This window comes from Bifidobacterium sp. UTCIF-39, from assembly GCF_006408715.1.
Taxonomy (GTDB): Bacteria; Actinomycetota; Actinomycetes; order Actinomycetales; family Bifidobacteriaceae; genus Galliscardovia; species Galliscardovia tissieri.
This window is the reverse complement of record NZ_JEOG01000003.1, coordinates 106,620-131,553: the sequence shown is the minus strand read 5'-3', so window position 1 is coordinate 131,553 and position 24,934 is coordinate 106,620. Positions and strand designations below refer to the sequence as shown.

Here is a 24,934-nt window from a genome sequence, read left to right as displayed (position 1 = left end):
GACCCTTACAAACCTTGCGAATTCTGCAAATCTTGTAAACCGCGCCGGACGATCAGTCCATCACGCGCAGGATGGTGGCCTCACCGGTGACGAAGTCGAGCTTGGTCACGGCGTCCACGGCCTCGCGCAGCGTCACCTCATCGCACAGGTGGGTGACCAGACGCAGCTGCTGCAGTTCGCCGCTGTATCCCGGTTCGTGCAGGGTGGGCTTGAGATCCTGGTTCACGCCGTTGATCGACAGGCCGCGCTTGGCGAACTCTTCGGCGATGGCGGCCAGCGTGCCCGGCTTGTCGTGGATCACGAAGCGCACGGCGAACGCGGAACGCGAGGCGTTGAGCGGGGCCTTGGGCAGGTCGGCGTACATGGGGATGGACGGGCCGACGCAGCCGTGGGTGATGTGACGGGCCTCGGTGACCACGTCGCCCACCACGGCGGAGGCGGTGGGATCGCCGCCGGCGCCACGACCATAGAACATGAGATCGTCGGCGGCCTCGGCCTTGACGAACACGGCGTTGAAGCTGCCGCGCACGCTGGCCAGCGGGTGCTCGTTCGGGATCAGCGCCGGGTAGACGCGGGCGGAGATGCCGGCCTCGGTGTTCTCGCATACGGCCAGCAGCTTGATGACCTTGTTCTCCGCGGTGGCTGCGGCGATATCGTCGGCGGTGATCTTGGTGATGCCTTCCACGTTCACGTCGCTGATGCGCACGTCGGTGTGGAATGCGAGCGAGGCCATGATGGCCGCCTTGTTCGCGGCGTCCTCGCCCTCGATGTCGCCGGTCGGATCGGCCTCGGCGTAGCCTTTGGCCTGTGCGTCCTTGAGGGCCACGTCGAAGTCGAGGCCCTTGGTGGTCATTTCATCAAGAATGTAGTTGGTGGTGCCGTTGACGATGCCCATGATGCTGGTGATCTTGTCACCCACCATGGATTCGCGCAGCGGGCGGACGATCGGGATGGCACCGGCCACGGCGGCCTCGAAGTAGAAGTCCACGCCCTTGGCTTCGGCTGCGGCGTAGATCTCCGGGCCGTACTTGGCAATGAGGGCCTTGTTGGCTGTGACCACGGAGGCACCGGATTCGATGGCCTTCATTACGAAGGTGTGCGCGGCGGTGGTGCCGCCGATCAGCTCGATCACGATGTCGGCCTTGGTGCACAGATCAGCGGTGTCGGTGGTGAGCAGGGACTTGTCGATCCACGGCACGTTCACTTCGTCCGGGTTCAGGCAGGCCACGCCGACCAGTTCCAGCGGACGGCCGATGCGCTGGGCGAGCTCCTCGTTCTGCTCGACGATCAGTCGGGCGGTGGCCGAACCGACCGTACCCGCGCCCAACAGCGCTACGCGAATCGGAGTCGTAGCGTTTTCTGCAGCATGCGCAGTGTGTGCCATTTGTCTTGTCCTTCCCAACCGGGCGTTGTCCGCCGTTTGAACAGATACAACCTATCCAATCCTAAGGGTGCAAAGCGACAGCGGCGGCCAACGTCCGGTTGAAGGGAGGTACGGGAGGCAGGTCAGGCCGAATCAGTCTTGGTCGGGCCCAGTCAGACCTGTTCAGTTCCGGTCAGTCCTGATCAGTCCTGGTCCAGATCCAGTAGGTCCTCCACGGTCTGGCGGCGGATCATCACGCTGGCGCCGGACTCGCCGATGCCCACCACCGCGGGGATCAGCGCCTGATTGTAGTTGCTGGCCATCGTACGACCGTACGCGCCGGTGACCGGCACGGCGAGGATGTCGCCACGATGCGTGTCGGCGGGCAGACGCACTTCGTGCACCACGATGTCGCCGGACTCGCAGTGCATACCCACCACGCGGGCGAGCATGGTCTCATCGGATCCGGCGCGGTTGGCGAGCCGAGCCGTGTAGTCGGCACCGTACAGCGCCGGACGGATGTTGTCGCTCATGCCGCCGTCGACGGACACGTACACGCGCTCGTGGATCGGATTGCCCGCGGAATCCTTGGCGTCCGCGAGTCGCACGGGCTTGACCGTACCCACGCGATACAGGGTCACGCCGGCAGGGGCCACGATCCAGCGGCCGGGCTCGAAGCTGATCGACGGCGCGGGCATGCCGAGGGCCCGGTTGATCGCGACCACCGCGTCGGCCAGACGGCTGAGCTCCACGCGCACGTCCATGGAATCCTCGCCATCGGTGTAAGCCACGGAGTATCCGCCACCGAGATCGACCTCGGGCAGCGTGTAGGCGTCGGTGGCGTAGAACGTCTTGCGCAGCAGCATCATGCGCCGTGCGGCCTGGATGAACGCGTCGGCGTCGTGGATGTTCGAGCCGATGTGCGAGTGGATGCCCACGAGTTCCAGATCCTCGGCATGGGCGAGGATGTCCTTGAGCACGGCAAGCGCGGGACCGTCGGCCACGGTGGTCATGGCGGCGGCGAGTGCCTTGTCGGCGTCGGAGACCTCTTCGTGGCTCAGATCGTAGGGGTATTTGACGTCGTAGCGCAGTTCGCGGGGCTTGCTCGTGGCGGCGGCCGGTTGCGCGGACTGCGTGGATTCGGCGGACTGCGCGGGCTGATCGGCAGCGCCGGCGGACAGGCGGGCGTTCGTGGCGGCGGGGGTCACATCGCCAAGGTCGTCAAGTACGCCGAGCGCCGAGGTGTCCGCGCCGGCGGGCAGCAGCGGCACGCCGAACTTCTGGTCCTCGTGCGCGGTGGAGATGTATTCGTGGCCGCCGGCGTGGATGCCGGAGGTCACGCGCAGCATCACCTTGGCCCGCTTGCCGAGTCGGTGGGCGATGCGGGCGATGCGCTCGGGCTCGTCGGCCGAATCGATGACGATCTTGGCGAATCCGTTCTCCACGGCCAGTTCGATTTCGGCGTCGGATTTGTTGTTGCCGTGCAGCACGAGGCGACGGCCGGGGGCACCGGCGGCGAGCGCGATACGCATCTCACCCATGGTGCAGGTGTCGACGAGCATGCCGGCGTCGATGACCTCGCGTACCACGCGCTTGGAGAGGAACGCCTTGCCGGCGAAGCTGACGTGCGTGGTGGAGTTGTTGAAGGCGTCGGCGGCCGCGCGTACGAAATAGCGGGCGCGGGCGGCGACCTCGTCGGTGTCGATCAGGTAGAGCGGGGAACCGAATTCGTCGAGCAGTGATGCTACGGTACGGCCGTGGAATTCGATGGCCCCGTCGTCGTTGATCGTGGTGGCCGCCGGCCAGATCGGCGTGATGCCCGTGCCGAGTGCAACGTCCTGTTCCGCAGTCTTTCCGCTCATCGTCTCTCCATTCATGATTCGTGCCGGATGCGCATGTCCGCATGCGCAATACGGTTCACATTCTGCCAGAGTCGTCGGCATTCCCGTGACCATCGTCCAGATCAGCCGGTTCATATCAACGACTCTGGGTATGACCAGACCAATATCTCTGGGTCAAACCGGCCCATATCAACGACTCTGGGTATATCCATGTCATGAGGACCGACTTGTTGCCGGCTTCGTGACATGGATATACCCAGAGTCAGATTTTGGAGTCCGGGTATACCCAGACTTCGGTCCGGTTATACCCAGATTCGAGTGTGGTTTCGGTCGGGATCACATCTTTTCCGGAGCGGTGACGCCGAGGAGATCAAGACCGTTGGCGATCACCTGGCGGGCGGCGTCGTTGAGACGCAGGCGGGCGGCGGCACGTGCCAGCTCCGGGTTCTTGGCAATCTCGAGGGCGGCGCGCTCGGCTTCCGGCAGACGCTGCTCGGCGTCGGTCAGGGCCATCGGGGCCACGCGCTCGGCGGCATACCACTTGTGGTAGCGGCCGGCCAGATCCTCGAGATAGTGGGCCACGCGGTGCGGCGCGCGACCGTCGCCGGCGGTGGCGACCATGCTCGGGTACTGGGCAAGCGCGGCGATCAGGTCGCCGTCGGCCTCGGTGTCGAGCAGGGACAGGTCGGCACCCTCGGTGGTCACACCGGCGGCGGCCGCGTTGCGGTCCACGTTGCAGCTGCGGGCGTGCGCGTACTGCACGTAGTACACCGGGTTCTCGTTGGTGTGGCTGGAGAGCAGGTCGAGGTCGATGTCCACGCTCTGGTTGTAGTCGGTACGGGCCAGCGAGTAGCGGGCGGCGTCCACGCCCACGGCATCCACGAGGTCGTCGAGCGTCACGACGTTGCCGGCGCGCTTGGACATGCGCACGGGCTTGCCATCCTTCATCACGTTGACCAGCTGACCGATGAGGATCTGCATGTTCACGCCCGGCTCATCACCGAACGCGGCGCACATGGCCATCATGCGGCCGATGTAGCCGTGATGATCGGCACCGAGCATGTAGATGGCCACGTCGGCCGGGTTGAGGATGCGGTGACGCTTGTTGCGGTAGTAGGCGATGTCGGCAGCGAAGTACGCGGCGTTGCCGTCGGACTTGATGATCACGCGGTCCTTGTCGTCACCGTGCTTGGTGGACGCGAACCAGGTGGCACCGTCCTTCTCATAGATGTCGCCGCGCTCGCGCAGTTCGGCGATGGCCTTCTCCACCTCGCCGTCGATGTACAGGCTGTTCTCGTGGAACCATACGTCGAAGTCCACGCGGAATTCCTTCATGGAATCCTTGATCTCGGCGAACATCATCGGCACGGCGCGCTTGCGGAACTCCTCGCGCTGCACGGAATCGCCTTCGGAGCCGTCCTCGGCGGTCACGCGCGGCAGGTCGAGCACGTCCACGCCGTCGGCCTTGGCCTCGTCGATCACACGCTGGGCGATCTCGTCGATGTAGGCACCCTTGTAGCCGTCGGCCGGGGTCTCCTCGCCGTGGGCCGCTGCCACGAGGGAACGGGCGAAGCGGTTGATCTGCTCGCCGTGATCGTTGAAGTAGTATTCGCGCACCACCTTGGCGCCGTTGGCTTCGAGCACACGGGCCATGGAGTCGCCGACGGCCGCCCAGCGGGTGCCACCGATGTGGATCGGGCCCGTGGGGTTGGCGGAGACGAACTCAAGGTTGAGGGTCTTGCCGGCCAGATGCTCGTTGCGGCCGAAGTCGGCGCCCTGCTCGAGCACGGTGTCGACCACGCCGGCTGCGGACGCGGAATCAAGCGTGATGTTGATGAAGCCGGGGCCAGCAATCTCCACGGACTTGATGCCCGTGTTCTTCTCGAGTTCGGGGACGAACAGTTCGGCCAGGTCGCGGGGCTTCATGCCGGCCTTCTTGGCCAGCTGCATGGCGATGTTGCTGGCCCAGTCGCCGTGCGCACGATCCTTCGGACGCATGACGGTGATCTTTTCGATCGGGGGAATCAGGTCGTCGGTCAGCTCGCCGGCGGTACCGGCTGCGGCGAGGTCGTGTGCAATTGCGGAAATCAGTTCACTAAGCGCTTCAGGACTCATTCTTCAAAGTCTACCGAGAGCGCTGACGTTCCTTGGAACACGCCGAACGCACACGCCGGAACGTGCCTTGGTCACCGACGCGCCGCAGACCGCACCAACACCAACACCAACACCAACGGAACGGTTACCTAGTTGTTGTCGCCCTGCGCACCGTGCTTCCTTCGCCAGGCCTCGCGCGCATAGTAGAAGGCGTAGCAGAGACCGACGAACGGAATCATGTAATACAGCGTGGATCGCTGCGATTCGTCGAACACCACCAGCACCAGCGCAAGCGCGCACATCACGATCGCGGCCCACGGCACGAACGGGTAGCCGGGAGCCCGATATCCAAGCTCATCCACGCTGTGCCCCTCGGCCGTCCACTGCCGACGGAATCTGATCTGGCATACGGCCACGGACGCCCAGACCACGATCGTCGCCAATCCGGAGACCGCCACCAGCGCCAGATACACGGTGCTGGCCGCCACCACGGACGAGAGCAGCGCGAGCAGACTGCCCGCCATACTGAACATCACCGCGAATACGGGCACTCCACGGAAATTGGTCTTCGCAAGCCCGACTGGGATCATGCGCTCCTTGGCCAGCGACCACACCATGCGCGAGCACACGTACAGGCCGGAATTCGCCGCGGACAGGACAGCAGTAAGCACCACGAAGTTCATTATGTCGCCGGCGAACGGCATGCCGATCGACTGGAACACGAGCACGAACGGACTGGTGTCCACGCCGGACTTGTGCCACGGGATGAGCGCGGCCATCACGGCGATCGATCCGATGAAGAAGATGGCGAGCCTCAGCACGGTGGTGTGCACGGCCTTGGGGATGGCCGAGCCCGGATCGCGCGTCTCCCCCGCGGCCACGCCGACCACTTCGGTTCCGGAGAAGGCGAAGACCACGGTCAGCAGCGTGGAGAAGATCGGCGCGATGCCGTTGGGGAACCATCCGTCAGAGACGAAATTGCCGAACAGGGGCGCGGAATCGTAGCCGGAGATCGGAATCGCGCCGAATATGGCCAGCAGGCCGATGATGATGAACGCGACGATGGCGAACACCTTGATCGAGGCGAACCAGAATTCGGATTCGCCGTACAGCCGCACGGACAGGATATTCAACGCGAACACCACGGCAATGAAAATAGCGCTCCACATCCATGTGGGGCTGCCGGGGAACCATCGTTGCATGAGCAGACCGGCCGCCGTGAATTCGGAGGCGAGCGCCACCGCCCAGTTCAGCCAATACAAAATGGCGATGGTGAACGCGGTGCCGGGGCCGATGAACCGGTTGGCGTACAGGTGGAAGCTGCCGGCGTACGGCATGGCCACGGACAGTTCGCCTAGGCACAGCATGACGAAGTAGACGAGCAGCGATCCGATGGCGTAGGCGATGATCGCGCCGAGCGGTCCGGCCTGATGGATCGTGTATCCGGAGCTGAGGAACAGTCCGGTGCCGATCACGCCGCCAAGCGAGATCATGGTCAGATGCCGGGATTCCATCTTGCGTTCCAGCCCGGTGGCTTCGGGCTCCATAGTGCGCGGTTCTGCGTTCTTCACCCCAGCAGACTACCGCAACCCATCCAAAAACAATAATCCGCCCAACCAAAGCGAACGGGACAATGGAACAGCACACGTGCTGCGATCACGCGATCACGCAGATCACATCAACGCGGAAATGCCATAGATCAAAAAGATGGCCACGAACGCGACCGTGGCGACTCCGCCCACCACGGCGAGCGCCAGACCCAATGGATATACGGGCACCCGCGTCTTCGCCCGCATCAGTCGCAGCCCCAGCGTCAGCACTGCCGCCGCGATGCATGCGAGTACGCCGATCAATACGAGAAACATGGTTGCATTGTAGGCTTTCCGCGGCGAACCCGACAGCAATATGGTCCGGATCCGCCGCGTCCACCCCTATCAGGTCGTATCAGGTCAGGTCGTATCAAGCCGCCCAGTCGTCGTTGATCATCCAACCGTCGACCATCCGATCATCCGATCGGAAAACACGAGACCGCCTGAACCACGATCGATCATGCCATTCGTGTCATTATTCGGCGTCGTTGAGCACGGCAATGGCGTCGATCTCCACCAGCGCGCCCTTGGGGATGTTGTTACCGCCGAAGGCCACGCGCGCGGGCTTGACCGAGCCGATGAACACCTTGGCGTACTCGCCGTCGATCTCCTTGAAATCGTCCACGTTCTTCATGTAGATGGTGGCGCGCACGATGTTCTCGATGCCGCTGCCGGCCGCGTCGAGAATGTGCTTGATGTTCCTGAGGGCCTGCGCGGTCTGTTCACCAGCGGAGGTGCCGGCCAGTTCGCCGGTGTGCGGGTCGATGCCGAGCTGACCGGAGACGAACACGAATCCGTTCGCCTTCACCGCCTGGCTGTATGCGCCGAGCGCGGCCGGAGAGTATGCGGTCGCAACCTCTTCAAGCTTGTCTACCATGATGTTCTCCTTCGACTCCTGTGGTCTGATGATGTGATTACGTTCGACCGCCGCCCACCGATGGCACCGAATGGCACCGGGCAACGTCCCCGACAGGCCGGCGGCCAACGCCGGTATGGTTCCGCATTGTACGGCGATCGGCCGGCCGGTATCCCCAAACGCCCGGCATTCGATCACGACGACAGAAGGCGCGTTTTTTCTTTACGTAGTCCATACCCAGATACGCCCCAGATACGACAAAAGGCCTCATATCAACGATATGAAGCCTTGCACTGGTGGGCTCGATGGGGATCGAACCCACGACCTTCTGTTCCGGAGACAGACGCTCTATCCACTGAGCTACGAACCCGAGTCCGTTTCACGGGCAGCACCCGTAAAACACGCACCCCACTAGTGTACACGCATCCTCGACTAATGCCGGGATTGTCATAGGACGCAATTGGCGGTCATGGGCGGTCACGCCTGACCATAATCAAGACCATAATGAAAACGCGCGAATCACGAGTACGTCAGTATCTCATGATTCACGCGCATATGAGACATAAGCGCCAGGCTATATCAGCGCTACAGCACTACAGCACCTACAACAGCACTACAGCACCTTCGACAGGAACGAACGCAGACGCGGACTCTGCGGATTGCCGAAGATCTGCTCCGGAGTGCCCTCCTCCTCGATCACGCCGGCGTCGGTGAAGATCACGCGCGTGGAAACCTCGCGGGCGAACGCCATCTCATGCGTCACCAGCAGCATGGTCATGCCCTTCCTGGCAAGGTCGCGGATCACCTGCAGCACGTCGCCCACCATCTCCGGGTCGAGCGCGGACGTTGCCTCGTCGAACAGCATGATCTGCGGATCCATGGCCAGCGAGCGCGCGATGGCCACACGCTGCTTCTGACCGCCGGACAGCGAGTCGGGGTTGGCGTCGATCTTCTCCTCAAGCCCCACCATACGCAGCAGTTCAAGCGCACGGGCGCGCGCCTTGTCGGCGGGCACCTTCTTGATGAGCGTGGGTGCCAGCATGATGTTCTCCGCCACGGTCATGTTAGGGAACAGGTTGAAGTGCTGGAACACCATGCCGATGTGTTCGCGCGTCTTGTCGATGTCGGTCTTCGGATCGGCGATGTCGTTGCCGAGCACCACGATCGATCCGGACGACGGCGTATCGAGGCCGTTGAGGCAGCGCAGGAACGTGGACTTGCCGGCACCGGACGGGCCGATGATCGAGATGACCTCGCCCGCGTGCACCTGGCAGTTGATGCCCTTGAGCACCTCGTTGCCGCCGAAGCTCTTGCGCAGGTCCTTCACGTCGATGACGACGTCGGCAGTGGTGGTATCGGCAGCGGCGACTTCGGCAGCCGTAGCGTCGGCAGCCGTGGTAACAGTGTTCGTGTTGGTTGCTTCACTCATCGCTTGTTCATCCTCCGATCAACGATGTTGGCGAGCCAGGTGAGCAGGGTGATCGCCACGAAGTAGATCACGCCGACCATGAGCAGCGTCTCGGTGACGCGGAAGTTGGCCGCGTAGATCTGCTGGGCCTGATAGAGCAGTTCGCCGAAGCCGATGGCCAGCAGCAGCGAGGAGTCCTTGAGCATGATGACCAGCTGGTTGATGATGGCGGGGGTGCCGATCTTCACCGCCTGCGGCAGGATCACCTTGCGCATCGCTTGGTTGTAGTTCAGGCCGAGCGAGCGGGCGCCCTCCATCTGTCCCTTGTTCACGGATTCAATGGCACCGCGCACGATCTCCACCAGGTAGGCGCCGGAGTTGAGCGACAGCGTGAGCGCGCCGGCCACCCAGATGTTGATGCTGTGGCCGATGAGCTGCGGAATGCCAAAGTAGAAGAAGAACGCCCACACCAGGATCGGCGTGCCGCGGAAGATGGCCACGTATACGCGGGCGATCCAAGAAAGCACCGGGTTGGGGGCCACGCGCATCAGGCCGAGCACGATGCCGAGCACAAGCGCGATCACGAAGGAGATCGCGGTGATGAGCAGTGTGTTCTTCAGACCGATCATCAGTGCGGGGAACGAATCCTTGGCCAGATCGAGGAAGCTCTTCTTGGCACCCGATGCATTGGCGTTGGCAGTGTTGGCGGTACCGTTCTCGCCGAGGTACTTGGCGAGGATCTTGTCGTACTCTCCGGACTGCTTCAGATTGGCGAGACCCGCGTTGAACGCGGCGAGCAGGTCGGCGTTCTGTCCCTTGTTGACGGCGAACCCGTAGGAGCCTCCGGGCACCTTGGGGGTGACGGTCTTCAGGCCATTGCCCTGCGTGATGCCGTAGGCGAGCACCGGGTAGTCGTCGACCACGGCGTCCGCGTTGCCGGACTTGACCATTTCGTACATGGTGGCCGACTGGTCGACGGACTTGACGGTGTAGCCGTACTTCTTCGCGTTTTTCTTGGCGAAGGTCTCACCCTCGGCACCGGTTTTGGCTACAACGGTCTTGCCCTTGAGATCCTCATATCCCTTGATCTCGTCATTGTTCTTGGCGATGGCCATCTGCACGCCCGATTCGAAGTACGGGTCGGAGAAATCATAGACGGCCTTGCGTTCGTCGGTGATCGACATGCCGGCGATCACGCCGTCGGCCTGTCCGGACGACAGCGCCTGCAGTGCGGCGTTGAAGCCGAGCGACTGGATCTCCACCTCGAAGCCCTGATCCTTGGCGATCGCACGGAGCATATCCATGTCGATGCCGACCATCTGTCCGCTGGAATCACGGAATTCGAATGGCGCGAATGTGGTGTCGGTCGCGATCTTGAAGGTCTTGCCCTTGACGGCCGCGGCGTTTCCTGCGGTCGTGGTCGTCGTGGTTGCGGCCGTATCTTCGGCGGCGTTCACCGTGGAGACTCCGAGGGAGCCAAGGCCGGCCACGCACAGCAGCATGGCCAGCATCATGCCGACCATCGTTCGCCACTGCGAAGCGCGCCGCATCACGGCGACGCCGAACTTCTTCTCAATATGCATAAATTGAGCTCCTTTACAAAAACGCAAATACTCTACGTTCGCGCGGTTTCCATCCTGTTACCGGCCGTTACCTGCCGTTATCGGCGAATTTGCGCCAGATACATCAATGCCGACAGGTGCGACAGCGGTTGCATCGCTTTCATCGTCGTTTGATTTTCGTTACGATGGTGCCATGGTGGATGAATTCGAATACGAGCGTCGATTCTATTGCCGGGAGTTTCCCGACGAATGCGATGACGGCGACGCTCCCCTGCTTATGGTGCAGAGTTATTTTCTGCATCAGGATGGATTTGCGTTGCGTTTGCGCGTGCAGGCGCGGGGCGTTCGTGTGCCGATGGGCTCCCAGACGGATGGACTGACCACGCTGATGCAGCATCGTGAGGCGTTTCGTGAGGCGTACATCACGGTATTGGGGTCGCCGGTGAGCGGTACGCGATACGAGGCCGAGCGCACGGTGGACGCCGACATCGCCGCGGAGATGATACTGCGCGGGGGTACGCCGATCATCAAGAACCGCTACAGTGTGTGGATCGACGAGGATGGATGGAACATCGACGTGTTCGGCGCGAACAACGCCGGTCTGATCGTGGCGAAGGTGGAGCGCTCAAGTCCGGTGACGAACCTGCTGATTCCCTCGTTCTGCACAACCGAAGTGACCGACGATCATCGTTTCTACAACGATGGGCTCGCGTCACGGCCGTTCATCACCTGGCGGGATGATTTTCTCGCCGGACTGCACCGCGACGGAGCCCAATACTCCCAACTGTTCGGTGAAAACCGCTACGAGTAACTACTTTCAGTACATCAACGTGGCCAGACGCCTGCGGGCGCGGGCGACGCGAGGATCCTTCTCGTCCGGAATGGAGAAGTACTCCAGCAGACGCTTGCGCACCGGCTCCACATCGGCCTTGTGACCGGCGAGGAAGTCAAGCAGACGATCGAACGCATCCTGAATCTGACCGCCGATCATATCGATGTCGGCGACGGCAAGCTGCGCCTCCACGTCATCCGGGGACTCGGCGGCAGCCGCGCGCACCACGCGCACGTCAGCCGAACCGGAACGATCGAGCAGCAGTGCCTTGGCATGTTCGCGGGCCGCACGCACATCATGCGGATCGGCCTCCATGAGCTTGGCGTATTCCGCGGCGGCACCGGCGTAGTCGCCCTCCTGGGCAAGCTGGTGAGCCTTGGCATGCGATTCCGGAATGGCCTTCGACTCTGGCGCGGTTGCGGCGCCATCTCCGGCAGCTCCCTCCTGATACGGAGCGGTACCGGTCACGCCGGCCTGCTGGGCCATCTGAATGAGCTGCGGAATAAGCTGCTCCACAATCTGATTGAGTTCCGCATCGGAAGGCACACCCTGCAGAATCGGCATCGGACGGCCGCCGATCAGACCGTACAGGGCCGGAGCGCCCTGCGCCTGCAATGCCTGAGCGATGGTCGGGCTCTTGGCGATGTCGATACGGGACAACTGGATCTTACCCTCCAGCTTGTTCACGGTCTCGCCAAGCTTGCGTGCGATGCCGAAGCACCGATCGTCATCGGTGACCCACAGCAACAGCAGGATCGGGAACGTGGCCGAAGTCTGCACCATGGCCTGGAAGGTGCTCTCATCGGTATCGATCACATATCCGCCGGCCGCGGGCGCTCCCCCGGCCTGCCCGGCCTCGGCGTCCACCTTGTGCTTGAGGGCCTCCAGATCCACGGCCCCCGCCAACGAAATACCCGGATTGAACGGCTTCTTGTCCGCCATCGCTACTCCTTACTGTGCTGCTGTATGTACGATTACGTTCTCGCGCGCGTTCACGCGTTCACACGTTTGCGCGTCGTGCCGTCGTTACTGAGCCTCGACCTTGATCGGCTGACGCTCGGCACCCACGGCCTGGATCTTCTCGCCGGAATCCGACGTGGGAATGAACAGGGCCACCACGTTCACATAGGTGACCTTCATGCTGCTGGTGGCCGTACCACCACCGAACAGCGCCTTCTCCGCATCCGAAGCAGGCAGCGATTCGCGCCCCTCGCCGGCGGTACGGGTCCATTCGGAATTGATCTGCGCCACCACCAGATCGCCGCCGCGGGCCGCACGCATGATCTTGATCTGGTCCGGCTGCACAGTGAACGTCTGCGACTGGGTTCCGGCATTCGCCTCGATGCCCTTCTGCACCGTGGCGGTGAGCGAGGCGAGATCGTTGCGCAGCTGGTCGTCGTTGAAATCACCCGCGTACTTGCTGTTGCCGCCGTTCTGCAGCACATCGGCATAATGCGCCACGGCGTCGGCCGGAGTGCTCACCAGTCCGGAATCGTCCACGTCACCCATCTTCGAGCCCAGCTTGGGCACCTCGAATGCGGGCAGCTGAGCGCCCTGGAACAGACGAACCAGCCCCCACAGCTTGTAGTTGCTACGCGCACTGTCCTGATTGAACACCAGCAGACGCTGCGACTGCTGGTCGTCAGTGGTGGTGGTGATCGTGAAGACCGACCTGGGCCAGCTGGAATCCGTGGGGATCACCGTCTGGCTGATCTTGTCGGGGATGGTCGCATGCGGATCAAGATTGCCGGTGGCCTGCGCGATGGTGAGCTGGCTGGAACGCACTTCAAGCTCCGGGCCCTCCACACGCTCGGAGAGCGCATTCGCGTCCTTGGCGTCGTCCGCCTTCTTGAGCACGTCGAGGATCTTGCCGCGTAGATTTTGTTCCTGGGCCTCGGTCAGCACCGGAGCATCGGTAGCGGATGTGGTGGCGGTCACCTTCGGCACGGTTTCGCTGCAGGCCGCGAGCGCGGGTAGCATGGCCACGGTAAGCGCGGCCGCGGTGATGCGTACGATTGTGGATTTTCTCATCACTTGGCCTCCTTCGTGCCGTCGGTATCGTCATTGCCTGGGTTGGTGTCGTTGTTGGTAGCGGTGTCCGCGCCGTCGGTATCGGCTGCGGTATCCGCCGCTTCGGCGTTCGCCGCGTTCTCGGCGGCCAGACGCGCGAAGTACTCCTGCAGTTCGTCGGTGCTCACCGCAGGCGTGTTCTGCTGCAACAGATTGACCGACGTGACGTCAAGCACTTCCGGGCCTTCGGCTTCGTGCTCCTCGCGCAGTTCCTCCTCGACTGCCTCCCTGCGATGCGAATGATGACGGCGTCGACGCTCACGACGTTCACGACGTCGGCTGCGTTCCGGCGACGGCGGCTCGGATCCGGCATGCATCCAATGCGGCTTGCCGTCCTGATCGAGCATCTCCTCTTCGGTGAGCGCAGTCACGTGCGCATTCTCCAGCGTCTTCCTCTTCCGACGACGGTGGCCTTCCAACGAGAACAGCGTCGCGGCGAGAATGGCCATCACGGTAAGCAGACCACCCACGAAGAAGAACGGCATGGCGAAGTCCGGCACCGTGGCGCGAGTCCAGCTCATCGTGAAGTCAAGCTTGGTGTTTGCCTTCGGATCGGCACCCTGAGCGCTGACAAGAATCACACGATCGCCGCCATCGCCCTTCCACTGCAGCGTGGTCTTGTCGTTGTTGCACGAGACCTGCTCCCACATATCGGAGTCGGCGAACGCCACGGTTCCGGTATCGCCGGAGTCCTTGGTCGACGACGTCTGCGTGGTGAAGCTCTGCCACGTGGCCAGACCGTTCACACGCGTGTACTTCTGACCGGACAGCCAGCCGGTGGCGTCACGCGCCGACGTGACCGCAATGCACACCTGATCGCCGGACGCCGCAGTAGCGCTGATATCCACGGTGTTGTCGGCAAGGGCCAGCACGCCCGGATCGGTGACCACATAATTCGTCGACAGTGTTCCAGTGGACACGGTGACGTGCGGGTTCGGCTTCCAGATGGTCGCATTGAGCCCGCCGAACACGAAGGCGATGATGGCCAGCACCCCCAGCACCGGCGTGACGATGCCACGCATGATCTTCACATGACGACGATGCTTGCGCTTGGCGATCTCCTCCGGATCCAGATTCTCGTCATCCTCGGATTCGTTCGCATCCGTGGCGTCAGCAGTGCCAACGGTCGGATCCGTGACGTCCGTAGCGATAACGGCGGCATCAGCACCGTTGGCATCGGCATCCGTCGTGCCCGTAACGGAAACGTTCTCCGCCACATCATCAGCACCGTTCTCCGCATCGACGGATCCAGACTCGGCATCCGCCACCACAACCGGTTCGGCGATGGCCACGGTATCCGTCGACGTATCCGTCGATTCAGAGACTGCGGCAACCCCATTGGGATCAGTGTCATCGTCGGAATCCGCATCATCGGTTTTGCGATGCGGCATGAATTTAAACAGGTCCAACTCAGCAAGCGACGCCTTCTCACGTCGTTCAGGCACAGTCGAACCACCGACCTTCTGCCCGGCCGGCCCCTTCACGTCCTTGGACGATTCGTCATCCTGATTCTGCAGGTTCGTATCACTCATATTGATTGCCATTCTACAAGCCACCGCTTATTACAGTCAGGAAATGCCGATACAGTAGGGATCATGCGTGATTTCCAATCCAACATCCGTCAGCGCGCACGTCGCGCAATCGCCCTGGCCTGCACCGTTGCGCTGGGCCTCTCCCTGTCCGCATGCGGCTCCAGCGACTCCGACTCCACCGACAAGTCAAGCAGCTCCTCATCGGCATCATCCTCCACCAAACTCACCGCCATGACCGGCATCTCCGCCGAAGGTGAACTCGGCAAGGAACCCACAATCTCCTTCAAAGCCCCGCTGGACGTCAAAAACTACAGCTACCAGATCCTCCAGAAGGGCAACGGCGACACCATCGAAGATGGCGACCGACTCTGCGTCCAGCAAATCGCCTACGACGCCCAGACCGGCAAGCAACTCGACAACGCCAACACCTGGACCACCAACTCCCCCGAATGCTCCATGGTCATGAACACCAGCGCCATCAACCAGGAATACTACGACCTCTTCAAGGGCAAGAAGGTCAACACCACCATCGCCTTCGGCTTCGACGACAGCTCATCCTCCTCACCCACCGCCTCCTCCAGCTCCGACGGCGTCACCACCGCCACCGCCACCAAATACATCATCGCCCTCACCGTCGTCTCCAAGTCCAAGTCACTCACCCGCGCCACCGGCGACAAAGTGACCGACATCCCCGCCGATCTCCCCAAAGTCACCCTCGACAAGGACGGCAAGCCCTCCCTAGACATGAACAACTACAAGCCCGGTGACCAGCTCGTCGTCCAGACCCTCATCAAAGGCACCGGCCAGGAAGTCAAGGACACCGACACCGTCAGCGCCCACTACACCGGCTGGGTCGCCAGCACCGGCAAACAGTTCGACTCCTCCTGGGATCGCGGCGCCGCCAGCGACTTCTCCCTCGACCAGGTCATCAAAGGCTGGAAGCAAGGCCTCGCCGGCCAGACCGTCGGCTCCCAGGTCCTCCTCATCATCCCCCCGGACCTCGCCTACGGCTCCACCGAACAGAACGGCATCCCGGCAAACTCGACGTTGGTGTTTGTGGTAGACATCCTCGCCGCTTATTAGCGAATTGGGTGGGGGACGGAGTGTCGTCGGCGTTACGGAAGGTTCGACGTACCGTCGTACGCCTTCACCTTCCGCGCCTTGACGACACACGCGTCCCCCACCCAATTCCACTCACAAAACTAGTGTCGTCGGCGTTACGGAAGGTTCGACGACTGGCTAGAACAGGCGGAGTTCATCGGATTCGGTGCTTTTCATATCGTCGTAATCCAGAATCAGGCAGTCGAAACCACGATCCTTGGCCAGTACCTGCGCCTGAGGCGTGATGGTCTGCGCGGCGAAGATGCCACGGACCGGCGCCAGCAACGGATCACGATTCAGCAGCTTGCAATAGCGCGTCAACTGCTCCACACCATCGATGCCGCCATGCCGTTTGATCTCAATCGCCACATGCACGCCGTCGGCATCCACCGCCATGATGTCAACCGGACCGATCGCGGTCGGATATTCACGACGAATCAACTTGGCACCCGCGCCGATCCGTTCAATCTGCTCAGCCAGATACTGCTGCAGATGATCCTCCACGCCATCCTTGACCAGCCCCGGGTCCTCCCCCAGATCAAACGACTGGTCGGAATACACACGGTACAGCGTCACGACCAGCACGTCCGACGACTTGTCCGCCGTCACCCGCAGCTGACGAATGGGCTTCGGCGCAGCGAATTCATCATCATCGTCAACGACGTCATTATCCGCATCGTCAAGATCGATCTCCTTGATCTTGCACGGTGCGGCCATCCAATTAAGCGGCTTATACGATCCCAGTTCGGAGAAGATCAGACAGCTGGAATCCGCCTTGGTCAGGATCACACGTTTGGCTTGCGGCAGTGAGGCATTGAGTCGGCCGGAGTATTCGGCCGAGCAGTCGGCGACGATAATACGCATACAGCACAGAATAACGAAGCCTCTGACCGCGCCCCCCGATCTCCCCCACCCGTTAGTGTGAGCTCACACTAACGCATCACCCCCGCAAAACGTTGAAATTCCAACAACCCAGTTTTTTAGTGTGATCACACTAAGGAAGGGGGATGTACGGTATGTGGGCAAGGGTCAGAATATGGAATTTGGATAGGTTTAGCGTGGATAAGTCCGGCGTGGGTGACTCCACATGATGACTCCACACGACGGATATGAAAAGGGTGTGCAACCGATTACTCGGCCGCACACCCTGATGCGTATCACAAGTCACGCGCGAGGCGCGACGGACACCTACTCGGCGGACGAGGCGTTGAGATCAACGCCGTCCTTGCAGGTCTCCACGGCCACGGTGAGCTTGTTGGAATCGAAGGAGATGAAGCCGTCGGTCACCTCGAAGCCGAGCGTTTTGCCGTTCGGCTGGATGACCTTGATCAGCCCGTCCTTGGTGGCGGTCATAACCGGCTCGTGGTCGGCGAGGATACCCATGGAACCCTCGGAAGCCGGAATGCTGATCTGCACCGCGGTCCCCGACCACACAGGGCGGTCGGCGGCCACGATGTTCACCTGGATGGTGGGCTTGTCGGTCGCTGCCATCAGGCCGCGAACTCCTTCTGCATGTTGTGCCACTTCTCCTCGAGGTCGTCGATGCCGCCGATGCCGGAGAACGCCTGCTCCGGAACATCGTCGTACACGCCGTCGCAGATGCGCTTGAACGCCTCGACGGTTTCGTCCTTCGACACGTAGGAGCCGGGACGACCGGTGAACTTCTCGGCCACGTAGAAGTTCTGACCGAGGAACTGCTCGATCTTACGGGCACGGTTGACGGTGGTCTTGTCCTCTTCGCCGAGCTCGTCGATACCGATCAGGGCGATGATGTCCTGCAGCTCCTTGTTACGCTGCAGAATCGCCTTGACACGGTTGGCGGTCTCGTAGTGGTCCTGACCGACGTAACGCGGATCAAGGATTCGCGAGGTGGAGGCCAGCGGGTCCACGGCCGGGTAGATACCCTTCGAGGCGATCTCACGGGAAAGCTCGGTGGTCGCGTCGAGGTGGGCGAAGGTCGTGGCAGGCGCCGGGTCGGTGTAATCATCAGCCGGCACGTAGATGGCCTGCAGCGAAGTGATGGAGTGACCACGGGTCGACGTGATTCGCTCCTGCAGCGAACCCATCTCATCCGCCAGGTTCGGCTGGTAACCCACTGCGGACGGCATACGGCCGAGCAGCGTGGACACCTCGGAACCCGCCTGGGTGAAGCGGAAGATGTTGTCGATGAAGAGCAGCACGTCCTGGTTCTGCACGTCGCGGAAGTACTCAGCCATCGTCAGAGCGGTCAGCGGCACGCGCAGACGCGTTCCCGGCGGCTCATCCATCTGGCCGAAGACCAGAGCGGTCTTCTCGAGCACGCCAGCCTCGTCCATCTCGCCGATCAGATCGTTACCCTCACGGGTACGCTCACCGACGCCGGCGAACACGGACACACCACCGTGGTTCTGTGCGACTCGCTGAATCATCTCCTGGATCAGCACGGTCTTGCCGACGCCTGCGCCGCCGAACAGACCGATCTTGCCACCCTGCACGTACGGGGTCAGAAGATCGATGACCTTGATGCCCGTCTCGAACATCTGGGTCTTGGACTCCAGCTGATCGAATGCCGGCGGGTTGCGGTGGATGCCCCAACGCTCCTTGACCTCGATCTTCTCATCCGGCTTCTGGTTCAGGATGCGGCCGGAGACGTCGAACACATGTCCCTTGGTCACATCGCCGACCGGGACCTCGATCGGACCGCCCGTGTCGGTCACGCTGGCGCCGCGGACCAGACCGTCCGTAGGCTTCAGAGCGACGGCGCGCACGGTGGAGTCGCCGAGGTGCTGTTCGACCTCGAGCATGATCGTGTGGCTGGTCTCGCCTTCGGTGGAACCCACCGCGGCGATCTCCACAGTCAAGGCGTTATAGATATCGGGCAGGTGACCCACCGGGAACTCAATATCGATAACCGAGCCTTGGACACGAACAATGCGGCCCTGCGAGGCTGCCGAGGCGTCGACCTCGGCTGCCGTTGCCGCAGCTACATTACTTTCTGCCATGGCGTTCCTATTCTTTCTCGTTATTCAATGCATCGGCGGAACCGATGATTTCTGTAAGCTCCTGCGTGATCGCTGCCTGACGCGTGGCGTTGAGCTTACGGGTCAGTTCGTCGATCAGATTGCGGGCGTTGTCGGTGGCGGTGTGCATGGCGTTCTGCCGGCTTGCCGTCTCCGATGCCGCGCTGGTGAGCAGGCACTCGTGGATGCGCGACTGCACGTACTTCGGAAGGACTCGATCGAGGACCTCGTCACGACTGGGCTCGAAACTGTAGAGCGGCTGGGCCTCGGGCACGTTGGTACCCTCGGTCTGCTCATCCTCGGCGCTGACGATCTCCACCGGCAGCATCCTGAGGATGCGCACCTTCTGTACGACCATGTTCACGAATTCGGTGAACACGACGTAGAGTTCGCTCACGCCGCCTTCGTCGGCCGGCTTCATGTAGGCATCGAGCAGGGCCTTGGAGATCTCTTCGGCGACTTCGACGCCGGGGGCGTCGGAATTGCCTTCCCAAGTGCCTCGCACGTCGCGGCCACGGTACTTGTAGTACGTGACGCCACGACGGCCGTAGACATAAAGCTCGGGCTTCTTGCCCTTGTCGTCAAGCTTGGCCAGCAGGCTCTCCGTTTCACGAATGATCGAAGAGGTGTATGCACCGGCCATACCTCGATCCGCCGTGAGGGCGAGGACTGCCACACGCGAGTTGTCCTCGTCCTTCCTCACGATCGGATGCGAGATATGGGTGTGCTGGGCCAGAGCCTGGACTGCATCGAAAATCGCATCGGAGTAAGGCTTCGCGGCCAAGGCCACGTTACGGGCCCTGGCAATGCGAGAGCTTGCGATCATCTCCTGCGCATTGAAGATCTTCTCCAACGACGACGTGGAGGCGATTCGCGCCTTATATGCGAGTTGCGATGCCATGGACTACTCCTCCTTGGTCGAGGCCTTCGGCGCGACCAGCTTCTCCTGTTCCACAGGGGTGTCGGTCTTCTCGACGGGCTTCTCAGCCACCAGCGGGGTGCCGTCGTGCTGAACGAAGGTGTTGCGGAACTCGTCAACGGCCTTCTCCAGCGCCTTCTCGGTGTCGGCGGTGAAGTCCTCGGTGTCGCGGATGGTCTTCAGGATGTCGGTGTTGTGATCGACATAGTCCAGCAGACCGTGCTCGAACGGCAGCACGTCGACCAGATCGAGGTCGTCGAGCTTGCCATGCGTGCCGGCCCACACGGACACGACTTCCTGCTCCATCGAGTACGGAGAGTACTGCGGCTGCTTCAGCAGCTCGGTCAGGTGCGCACCACGGTTCAGCTGAGCCTTGGACGCCGCATCCAGATCGGACGCGAACATGGCGAAGGATTCCAGCGAACGGTACTGTGCCAGCGAGATCTTCAGCGTACCGGAGACCTTCTTCAGCGCCTTGGTCTGCGCCGCGCCACCGACTCGGGACACGGAGATACCGACGTCCACGGCAGGACGCTGGTTGGCGTTGAACAGGTCGGACTGCAGGAAGATCTGGCCGTCCGTAATGGAAATGACGTTGGTCGGAATGTACGCGGAAACGTCGTTCGCCTTGGTCTCGATGATCGGCAGACCGGTCATGGAACCGCCGCCCAGATCATCGGACACCTTCGCGCAGCGTTCGAGCAGACGCGAATGCAGGTAGAAGACGTCACCCGGGTACGCCTCACGCCCCGGCGGGCGACGAAGCAGCAGCGAGATCGAACGGTAGGCTTCAGCCTGCTTCGATAGATCGTCGAAGACGATGAGCACGTGCTTGCCGTGGTACATCCAGTGCTGGCCGATGGCCGAGCCGGTGTACGGGGCGATGTACTTGAAGCCAGCGGAATCGGAAGCCGGGGAGGCCACGATCGTGGTGTACTCCATGGCGCCGGCCTCTTCCAGAGCCTGACGCACGGACGCGATGGTAGAGCCCTTCTGACCGATGGCCACGTAGATGCAGCGGACCTGCTTCTTCGGGTCTCCGGATTCCCAGTTGGCCTTCTGGTTGATGATGGTATCGATCGCGATGGCGGTCTTACCGGTCTGGCGGTCGCCGATGATGAGCTGGCGCTGTCCACGACCGATCGGGGTCATGGCGTCGATGGCCTTGAGGCCGGTCGACAGCGGCTCGTCGACGGGGTGACGATGCATCACGTCAGGGGCCTGCGCCTCGAGGATTCGACGACCCTCGGCCTTGATCTCGCCAAGGCCGTCGATCGGCTTGCCCAGCGGGTCGACGGTACGGCCAAGGTAACCGTCACCGACCGGCACGGAAAGCACGTCGCCGGTGCGCCGCACTTCCTGTCCCTCTTCAATGCCGGCGAAGTCACCGAGGACGACCACACCGATTTCTCGGGCGTCCAGGTTGAATGCCAGACCAAGCGTGCCGTCCTCAAAGGTCAGCAGCTCGTTGGCCATGCAGCCGGGGAGACCCTCCACGTGCGCGATGCCATCACCAGCCGTCTTGACGGTTCCGACCTCCTGGGTCGGAGTGTCAGACGGCTTGTAGGACTTGACGAAGTCGTCGAGCGCCTGGCGTATCGCCGCGGGATCGATGGTCAATTCTGCCATTGATCACTCCTTTTGTTTGTTTCTGTTCAAGAACGTCTATTCGTTCGTACGGCGTACCGGGCTAGGCCACGGCGCGCTTGAGGTTCTGCAGCTGTGCCGCCACAGTGTTGTCGGTGACCTCCGAGCCCATCTGGATGCGCATGCCTCCGAGCACCTTGGGATCGACCACGCTGTTGACGAAGACCTTGCGACCGACCTTCTTCGAGTACACGGCCTTGATCTTCTGGAACTGCTCGTCCTTCAGCGGAACGGCGCTCGTCACCGTAACCATGTAGCGGTTGCGGTGTTCGGCGGCCACATCGATCAGCCAGTTGATCGTCGACAGGTATCGACGGTTGCGCAGGTCTCGTGTCGCGTGCTCCGCCAGGGCTACGGTTACCGGATCAAGAGCCTGTCCCTTGAGCAGGGTGTCAAGGAACTTGACGCGGGTTTCCGGCGCGGCGTGCGAGTCGGACAGTCGCTGACGGACGACCGGCAGATTGAGCAGCGCGGACGACAGCTGGGACAGCTGGATGGACACCGCGGAGCACTTGTCGCGCGAGTCGGCCTCGCACAGCATGGCTTCCACGGCCACATCCTCGGTCGCATCCGCAATGTCGGCCGGACGGCTCCAGTTGCTTGCCACGAGCGACTCGACGATCTCGAGCGTGAGCGGCCTCACCTTGCCGGCAAGGATCGCATGCACGAGCTTGGCCTTGTCGTCCGCGGAACGCGAAGGATCGGTGAGCGAGCGCTCGAGCTGACGGTTGTCGTCGAGAATGGCAGCGAAGTCGAACAGCTCTTCGCCGACCGTCCTCGCAACCGCTCCGGCCTTGTCCAGCTTGGGACCATAGGTCGCGAGCACGGCCTTCACCGAACTGGATGAAGTTTCTCCGTACATCGGATTTTCACCTCCTGCCTTTGTTCACGTGATGCACCGGTGCGGACGCCATTACTTGGCGGCCTTTCCGGTATCCTGCTTGTCGAGCTCGTCGAGCATGGAATCGATCATCGTGGACTGCACGTCGGTGTCGGCCAGCTTGTTGCCGAGGATCTTGCCGGCAAGCGCGGTGGCCAGTGCGCCGACTTCGCCCTTCAGGCTCACGAGAGCCTGCTGCTGCTGGGACTCGAGGGACTTCTGCGCGGTCGCGGTGATCTGCGCGGCATCGGCCTCGGCCTTGGTACGGGCGTCGGCGATGATGTGCGTGGCTTCGCTGCGGGCGTCGTCGCGAATCTTGGCGGCGTCGATGCGGGCGTTGTTCAGCTGGTCCTCATACTTCTTCTTCGCCGCGTCAGCCTCGGCCTGGGCCTTTTCGGCCTTGGCCATGCCGCCTTCGATCTTCGCGGTCCTCTCGTCGAAGATCGCCTGGAACTTCGGCAGGAAGAACTTGTAGAAGAAGATTGCGACGATGATCAGGATGACAGTCGACCAGAAAATGTCATAGGACTTCGGCAGGAACAGATCGATTCCGCCTTCGGCCATTGTCACCATATCCGCCTCCTTTCACTCGTATTGATAATGAATATCTCGTTATCTTCGAGTGCGGATCAGGCGGTGAAGATGAAGCCGGAGATGAAGCCGAGGAGGGCAAGGAACTCGATCAGACCGAAGCCGATCCACATCAGGGTCTGGATGCGGCCGCCCAGCTCAGGCTGGCGGGCGGTGGCTTCGATGGCCTTGCCGAAGACGATGCCGACGCCGATGCCGGGGCCGATGGCGGCGAGGCCGTAACCGATGGCGCTCAGATTACCGGTCACCTGAGCCAGAGTGATGAGATCCATTGTTGTTTCCTTTCTTTCAGTTCCGTACGCGACGAAACAAAAACTGCGGATGCTGTTCAGTTATACGATCTTGAATTATTCTTCGATATTTGGAAATATCAAGTGTTGTCGAGCGGGCTCATGGCACCATCTTGTGAACGGTTCCCGATGCCCGTCGTCCCTTCGGATCAGTCTTCCTCCGGGTAGCTCATGTTGATGTACACCGTGGAAAGCGTGGCGAAGATGAACGCCTGCAGGTAGGCCACGAAGGCCTCGAACAGGGTCATGATGAAGCCGCCCACGAAGGTGACCACGCCAGCGGCCATCATCATCTTGTTCTCGGTGATGATCAGGAAGAACTGGGTGGCGGAGAAGCACAGCGCCACGATCAGGTGGCCGGCGATCATATTGGCCAGAAGTCGCAGGGTCAGCGACGCCGGACGGATGATCAGGATATCGATGAGCTGCATCGGCACCAGCAGGATCAGCACCGGGAACGGCACTCCGGGAGGGGTGCATTCCTGCTTGAGGTAGCTGATCAGGCCCTGCTCGCGGCACGCGGCGATCCAATACTGCACAAACGTCCATGCGGCGAAGATCAGCGGCATCATGATCGTGGCCGTGGCCGCAACGTTCATGCCGGGGATGATGCCACACAGATTGAAGAAGAAGATCGTGAAGAAGATCGTGGTGATCATCGGCACGTAACGCTTGCCGCGCAGTTCGCCCATGACCTCATAGACGATCTTGTCACGAACGTATTCAATGCCCCACTCCACGAATCCCTGCCAACGCCCGGGGACCAGCTTCGCTCGGCTGGCGCTGATGCCAAGGACCAGCAGCATGATGATGGTCATAACCACGCGGATGAGAATGATGCGATTCATCGCGAACGGCGTGCCAGCAAACAGGATCTCCGGGGGAAGGAACTCGTCGATCTGGGGGATTTCGAGCCCTTCGCCCGCGGCGAGAGTCATGCCCGCTGCCCCCATCAATTCAGCAACACCTGCCATTGTTGCATGCCTCCTCTTTGTTGAACCTGAACCAATATAGCGCTTATCAGGCGCAATATGTGTCACCGACGTTAATTGGCCGACTGTACACCTACGTACAGGCTGGCAGTCTTCCTTTACCCTCATCAGGATACAGGATTTCCGACTATAGGGAACCACACAAACGTTCATATTCGGCCAGTTTTCGACGGCCAATAGGAATGGCCGGTGGCTCCTTACGAAATGTTAGGGCTCACATATCGAAAGGACTCAAAACGACACGAAATCCTCGCTTGTCGAAATAACCATTCCATGAATCCGACGCGTCGGCACATCGGGTCAACACGCCTTTTCATTGCAATTGCAGACCGCGGGAGATTCCCGGCGCGAGACACTCGACACACACC

The 24,934-nt window shown here is 61.7% G+C and carries 22 protein-coding genes and 1 tRNA gene; 2 read left to right on the top strand and 21 right to left on the bottom strand.

The window, feature by feature from the left end; translation table 11 throughout:
• Positions 1 to 52: 52 nt before the first annotated feature.
• From EP30_RS02570 to EP30_RS02530, 9 genes are all read right to left on the bottom strand, one after another.
• Positions 53 to 1,384 (bottom strand): homoserine dehydrogenase, encoded by a 1,332-nt coding sequence (locus EP30_RS02570; RefSeq protein ID WP_094661628.1) that lies wholly within the window; start codon positions 1,382 to 1,384, stop codon positions 53 to 55.
• A 182-nt stretch (positions 1,385 to 1,566) separates the two neighbouring features.
• A complete protein-coding gene (locus EP30_RS02565) occupies positions 1,567 to 3,225 on the bottom strand; it encodes a diaminopimelate decarboxylase (protein WP_140555905.1) in 1,659 nt (552 codons plus the stop codon).
• A gap of 315 nt (positions 3,226 to 3,540) precedes the next feature.
• Entirely contained in the window at positions 3,541 to 5,319 is a 1,779-nt protein-coding gene (argS, locus tag EP30_RS02560) for an arginine--tRNA ligase (RefSeq protein WP_140555902.1), read from the bottom strand.
• A 128-nt stretch (positions 5,320 to 5,447) separates the two neighbouring features.
• Complete coding sequence (locus tag EP30_RS02555; protein ID WP_140555954.1) at positions 5,448 to 6,845, bottom strand: amino acid permease; 1,398 nt, start codon at positions 6,843 to 6,845, stop codon at positions 5,448 to 5,450.
• Between the two features lie 126 nt (positions 6,846 to 6,971).
• On the bottom strand, positions 6,972 to 7,163 hold the full coding sequence (locus tag EP30_RS02550; RefSeq protein ID WP_140555900.1) for a hypothetical protein: 192 nt from the start codon (positions 7,161 to 7,163) through the stop codon (positions 6,972 to 6,974).
• Positions 7,164 to 7,362: 199 nt separating this feature from the next.
• Positions 7,363 to 7,764, bottom strand: coding sequence for a Rid family detoxifying hydrolase (locus EP30_RS02545; RefSeq protein WP_140555897.1), 402 nt, complete (start codon positions 7,762 to 7,764; stop codon positions 7,363 to 7,365).
• Positions 7,765 to 8,037: 273 nt separating this feature from the next.
• Positions 8,038 to 8,113: transfer RNA gene (locus EP30_RS02540), tRNA-Arg, on the bottom strand.
• Positions 8,114 to 8,356: 243 nt separating this feature from the next.
• Positions 8,357 to 9,172 (bottom strand): amino acid ABC transporter ATP-binding protein, encoded by an 816-nt coding sequence (locus tag EP30_RS02535; RefSeq protein ID WP_140555894.1) that lies wholly within the window; start codon positions 9,170 to 9,172, stop codon positions 8,357 to 8,359.
• On the bottom strand, positions 9,169 to 10,734 hold the full coding sequence (locus EP30_RS02530; RefSeq protein ID WP_258185317.1) for an amino acid ABC transporter substrate-binding protein/permease: 1,566 nt from the start codon (positions 10,732 to 10,734) through the stop codon (positions 9,169 to 9,171). The genes EP30_RS02535 and EP30_RS02530 overlap by 4 nt, the downstream gene beginning before the upstream one ends.
• A 172-nt stretch (positions 10,735 to 10,906) precedes the next feature.
• Between EP30_RS02530 and EP30_RS02525 the strand changes: the two genes are divergently transcribed.
• Complete coding sequence (locus tag EP30_RS02525) at positions 10,907 to 11,524, top strand: hypothetical protein (protein WP_140555891.1); 618 nt, start codon at positions 10,907 to 10,909, stop codon at positions 11,522 to 11,524.
• A 6-nt stretch (positions 11,525 to 11,530) separates the two neighbouring features.
• On the opposite strand, the gene EP30_RS02520 is transcribed toward EP30_RS02525, so the two are convergent.
• From EP30_RS02520 to EP30_RS02510, 3 genes are all read right to left on the bottom strand, one after another.
• Complete coding sequence (locus tag EP30_RS02520) at positions 11,531 to 12,487, bottom strand: tetratricopeptide repeat protein (protein WP_140555888.1); 957 nt, start codon at positions 12,485 to 12,487, stop codon at positions 11,531 to 11,533.
• An 84-nt stretch (positions 12,488 to 12,571) separates the two neighbouring features.
• Complete coding sequence (locus EP30_RS02515; RefSeq protein ID WP_094661637.1) at positions 12,572 to 13,576, bottom strand: hypothetical protein; 1,005 nt, start codon at positions 13,574 to 13,576, stop codon at positions 12,572 to 12,574.
• Entirely contained in the window at positions 13,576 to 15,147 is a 1,572-nt protein-coding gene (locus tag EP30_RS02510) for a hypothetical protein (protein WP_140555885.1), read from the bottom strand. The genes EP30_RS02515 and EP30_RS02510 overlap by 1 nt, the downstream gene beginning before the upstream one ends.
• Before the next feature lie 63 nt (positions 15,148 to 15,210).
• Here EP30_RS02510 and EP30_RS02505 point away from each other — a divergent pair, with 63 nt between their 5' ends.
• Positions 15,211 to 16,230, top strand: a complete 1,020-nt coding sequence (locus tag EP30_RS02505; RefSeq protein ID WP_140555883.1) for an FKBP-type peptidyl-prolyl cis-trans isomerase — start codon at positions 15,211 to 15,213, stop codon at positions 16,228 to 16,230.
• Between the two features lie 156 nt (positions 16,231 to 16,386).
• Here the strand turns inward: EP30_RS02505 and nucS are convergent, their stop codons facing one another.
• The 9 genes from nucS to atpB all read right to left on the bottom strand — a co-directional run bounded on the left by nucS (position 16,387) and on the right by atpB (position 24,548).
• Positions 16,387 to 17,112, bottom strand: coding sequence for an endonuclease NucS (gene nucS, locus EP30_RS02500; protein WP_140555880.1), 726 nt, complete (start codon positions 17,110 to 17,112; stop codon positions 16,387 to 16,389).
• 324 nt (positions 17,113 to 17,436) lie between these two features.
• Positions 17,437 to 17,739, bottom strand: a complete 303-nt coding sequence (locus tag EP30_RS02495; RefSeq protein ID WP_094661641.1) for a F0F1 ATP synthase subunit epsilon — start codon at positions 17,737 to 17,739, stop codon at positions 17,437 to 17,439.
• The gene (gene atpD / locus EP30_RS02490; protein ID WP_094661642.1) at positions 17,739 to 19,229 is read right to left on the bottom strand and encodes a F0F1 ATP synthase subunit beta; all 1,491 of its coding nucleotides are present in this window, start codon (positions 19,227 to 19,229) and stop codon (positions 17,739 to 17,741) included. The genes EP30_RS02495 and atpD overlap by 1 nt, the downstream gene beginning before the upstream one ends.
• 7 nt (positions 19,230 to 19,236) lie before the next feature.
• The gene (locus EP30_RS02485) at positions 19,237 to 20,148 is read right to left on the bottom strand and encodes a F0F1 ATP synthase subunit gamma (protein WP_140555877.1); all 912 of its coding nucleotides are present in this window, start codon (positions 20,146 to 20,148) and stop codon (positions 19,237 to 19,239) included.
• A 3-nt stretch (positions 20,149 to 20,151) separates the two neighbouring features.
• A complete protein-coding gene (gene atpA, locus EP30_RS02480) occupies positions 20,152 to 21,795 on the bottom strand; it encodes a F0F1 ATP synthase subunit alpha (protein WP_140555875.1) in 1,644 nt (547 codons plus the stop codon).
• A 61-nt stretch (positions 21,796 to 21,856) separates the two neighbouring features.
• Positions 21,857 to 22,675, bottom strand: a complete 819-nt coding sequence (locus EP30_RS02475) for a F0F1 ATP synthase subunit delta (RefSeq protein WP_094661645.1) — start codon at positions 22,673 to 22,675, stop codon at positions 21,857 to 21,859.
• Positions 22,676 to 22,726: 51 nt separating this feature from the next.
• Positions 22,727 to 23,263: a F0F1 ATP synthase subunit B gene (locus EP30_RS02470; RefSeq protein ID WP_181160760.1), complete on the bottom strand. Its 537-nt coding sequence runs from the start codon at positions 23,261 to 23,263 to the stop codon at positions 22,727 to 22,729.
• A 59-nt stretch (positions 23,264 to 23,322) separates the two neighbouring features.
• Positions 23,323 to 23,556 carry an ATP synthase F0 subunit C gene (atpE, locus tag EP30_RS02465; RefSeq protein WP_093960642.1) on the bottom strand — a complete coding sequence of 78 codons (234 nt, stop codon included), beginning with the start codon at positions 23,554 to 23,556 and terminating at the stop codon, positions 23,323 to 23,325.
• 167 nt (positions 23,557 to 23,723) lie between these two features.
• Complete coding sequence (atpB, locus tag EP30_RS02460) at positions 23,724 to 24,548, bottom strand: F0F1 ATP synthase subunit A (RefSeq protein ID WP_181160757.1); 825 nt, start codon at positions 24,546 to 24,548, stop codon at positions 23,724 to 23,726.
• Positions 24,549 to 24,934 lie beyond the last annotated feature (386 nt).

Coding starts and splice junctions, on each gene's coding strand:
- EP30_RS02570 (WP_094661628.1), bottom strand. CDS start 1,384: ATGGCACACACTGCGCATGCTGCAGAAAACGCTACGACTCCGATTCGC.
- EP30_RS02565 (WP_140555905.1), bottom strand. CDS start 3,225: ATGAGCGGAAAGACTGCGGAACAGGACGTTGCACTCGGCACGGGCATC.
- argS (WP_140555902.1), bottom strand. CDS start 5,319: ATGAGTCCTGAAGCGCTTAGTGAACTGATTTCCGCAATTGCACACGAC.
- EP30_RS02555 (WP_140555954.1), bottom strand. CDS start 6,845: ATGGAGCCCGAAGCCACCGGGCTGGAACGCAAGATGGAATCCCGGCAT.
- EP30_RS02550 (WP_140555900.1), bottom strand. CDS start 7,163: ATGTTTCTCGTATTGATCGGCGTACTCGCATGCATCGCGGCGGCAGTG.
- EP30_RS02545 (WP_140555897.1), bottom strand. CDS start 7,764: ATGGTAGACAAGCTTGAAGAGGTTGCGACCGCATACTCTCCGGCCGCG.
- EP30_RS02535 (WP_140555894.1), bottom strand. CDS start 9,172: ATGAGTGAAGCAACCAACACGAACACTGTTACCACGGCTGCCGACGCT.
- EP30_RS02530 (WP_258185317.1), bottom strand. CDS start 10,734: ATGCATATTGAGAAGAAGTTCGGCGTCGCCGTGATGCGGCGCGCTTCG.
- EP30_RS02525 (WP_140555891.1), top strand. CDS start 10,907: ATGGTGGATGAATTCGAATACGAGCGTCGATTCTATTGCCGGGAGTTT.
- EP30_RS02520 (WP_140555888.1), bottom strand. CDS start 12,487: ATGGCGGACAAGAAGCCGTTCAATCCGGGTATTTCGTTGGCGGGGGCC.
- EP30_RS02515 (WP_094661637.1), bottom strand. CDS start 13,576: ATGAGAAAATCCACAATCGTACGCATCACCGCGGCCGCGCTTACCGTG.
- EP30_RS02510 (WP_140555885.1), bottom strand. CDS start 15,147: ATGAGTGATACGAACCTGCAGAATCAGGATGACGAATCGTCCAAGGAC.
- EP30_RS02505 (WP_140555883.1), top strand. CDS start 15,211: ATGCGTGATTTCCAATCCAACATCCGTCAGCGCGCACGTCGCGCAATC.
- nucS (WP_140555880.1), bottom strand. CDS start 17,112: ATGCGTATTATCGTCGCCGACTGCTCGGCCGAATACTCCGGCCGACTC.
- EP30_RS02495 (WP_094661641.1), bottom strand. CDS start 17,739: ATGGCAGCGACCGACAAGCCCACCATCCAGGTGAACATCGTGGCCGCC.
- atpD (WP_094661642.1), bottom strand. CDS start 19,229: ATGGCAGAAAGTAATGTAGCTGCGGCAACGGCAGCCGAGGTCGACGCC.
- EP30_RS02485 (WP_140555877.1), bottom strand. CDS start 20,148: ATGGCATCGCAACTCGCATATAAGGCGCGAATCGCCTCCACGTCGTCG.
- atpA (WP_140555875.1), bottom strand. CDS start 21,795: ATGGCAGAATTGACCATCGATCCCGCGGCGATACGCCAGGCGCTCGAC.
- EP30_RS02475 (WP_094661645.1), bottom strand. CDS start 22,675: ATGTACGGAGAAACTTCATCCAGTTCGGTGAAGGCCGTGCTCGCGACC.
- atpE (WP_093960642.1), bottom strand. CDS start 23,556: ATGGATCTCATCACTCTGGCTCAGGTGACCGGTAATCTGAGCGCCATC.
- atpB (WP_181160757.1), bottom strand. CDS start 24,548: ATGGCAGGTGTTGCTGAATTGATGGGGGCAGCGGGCATGACTCTCGCC.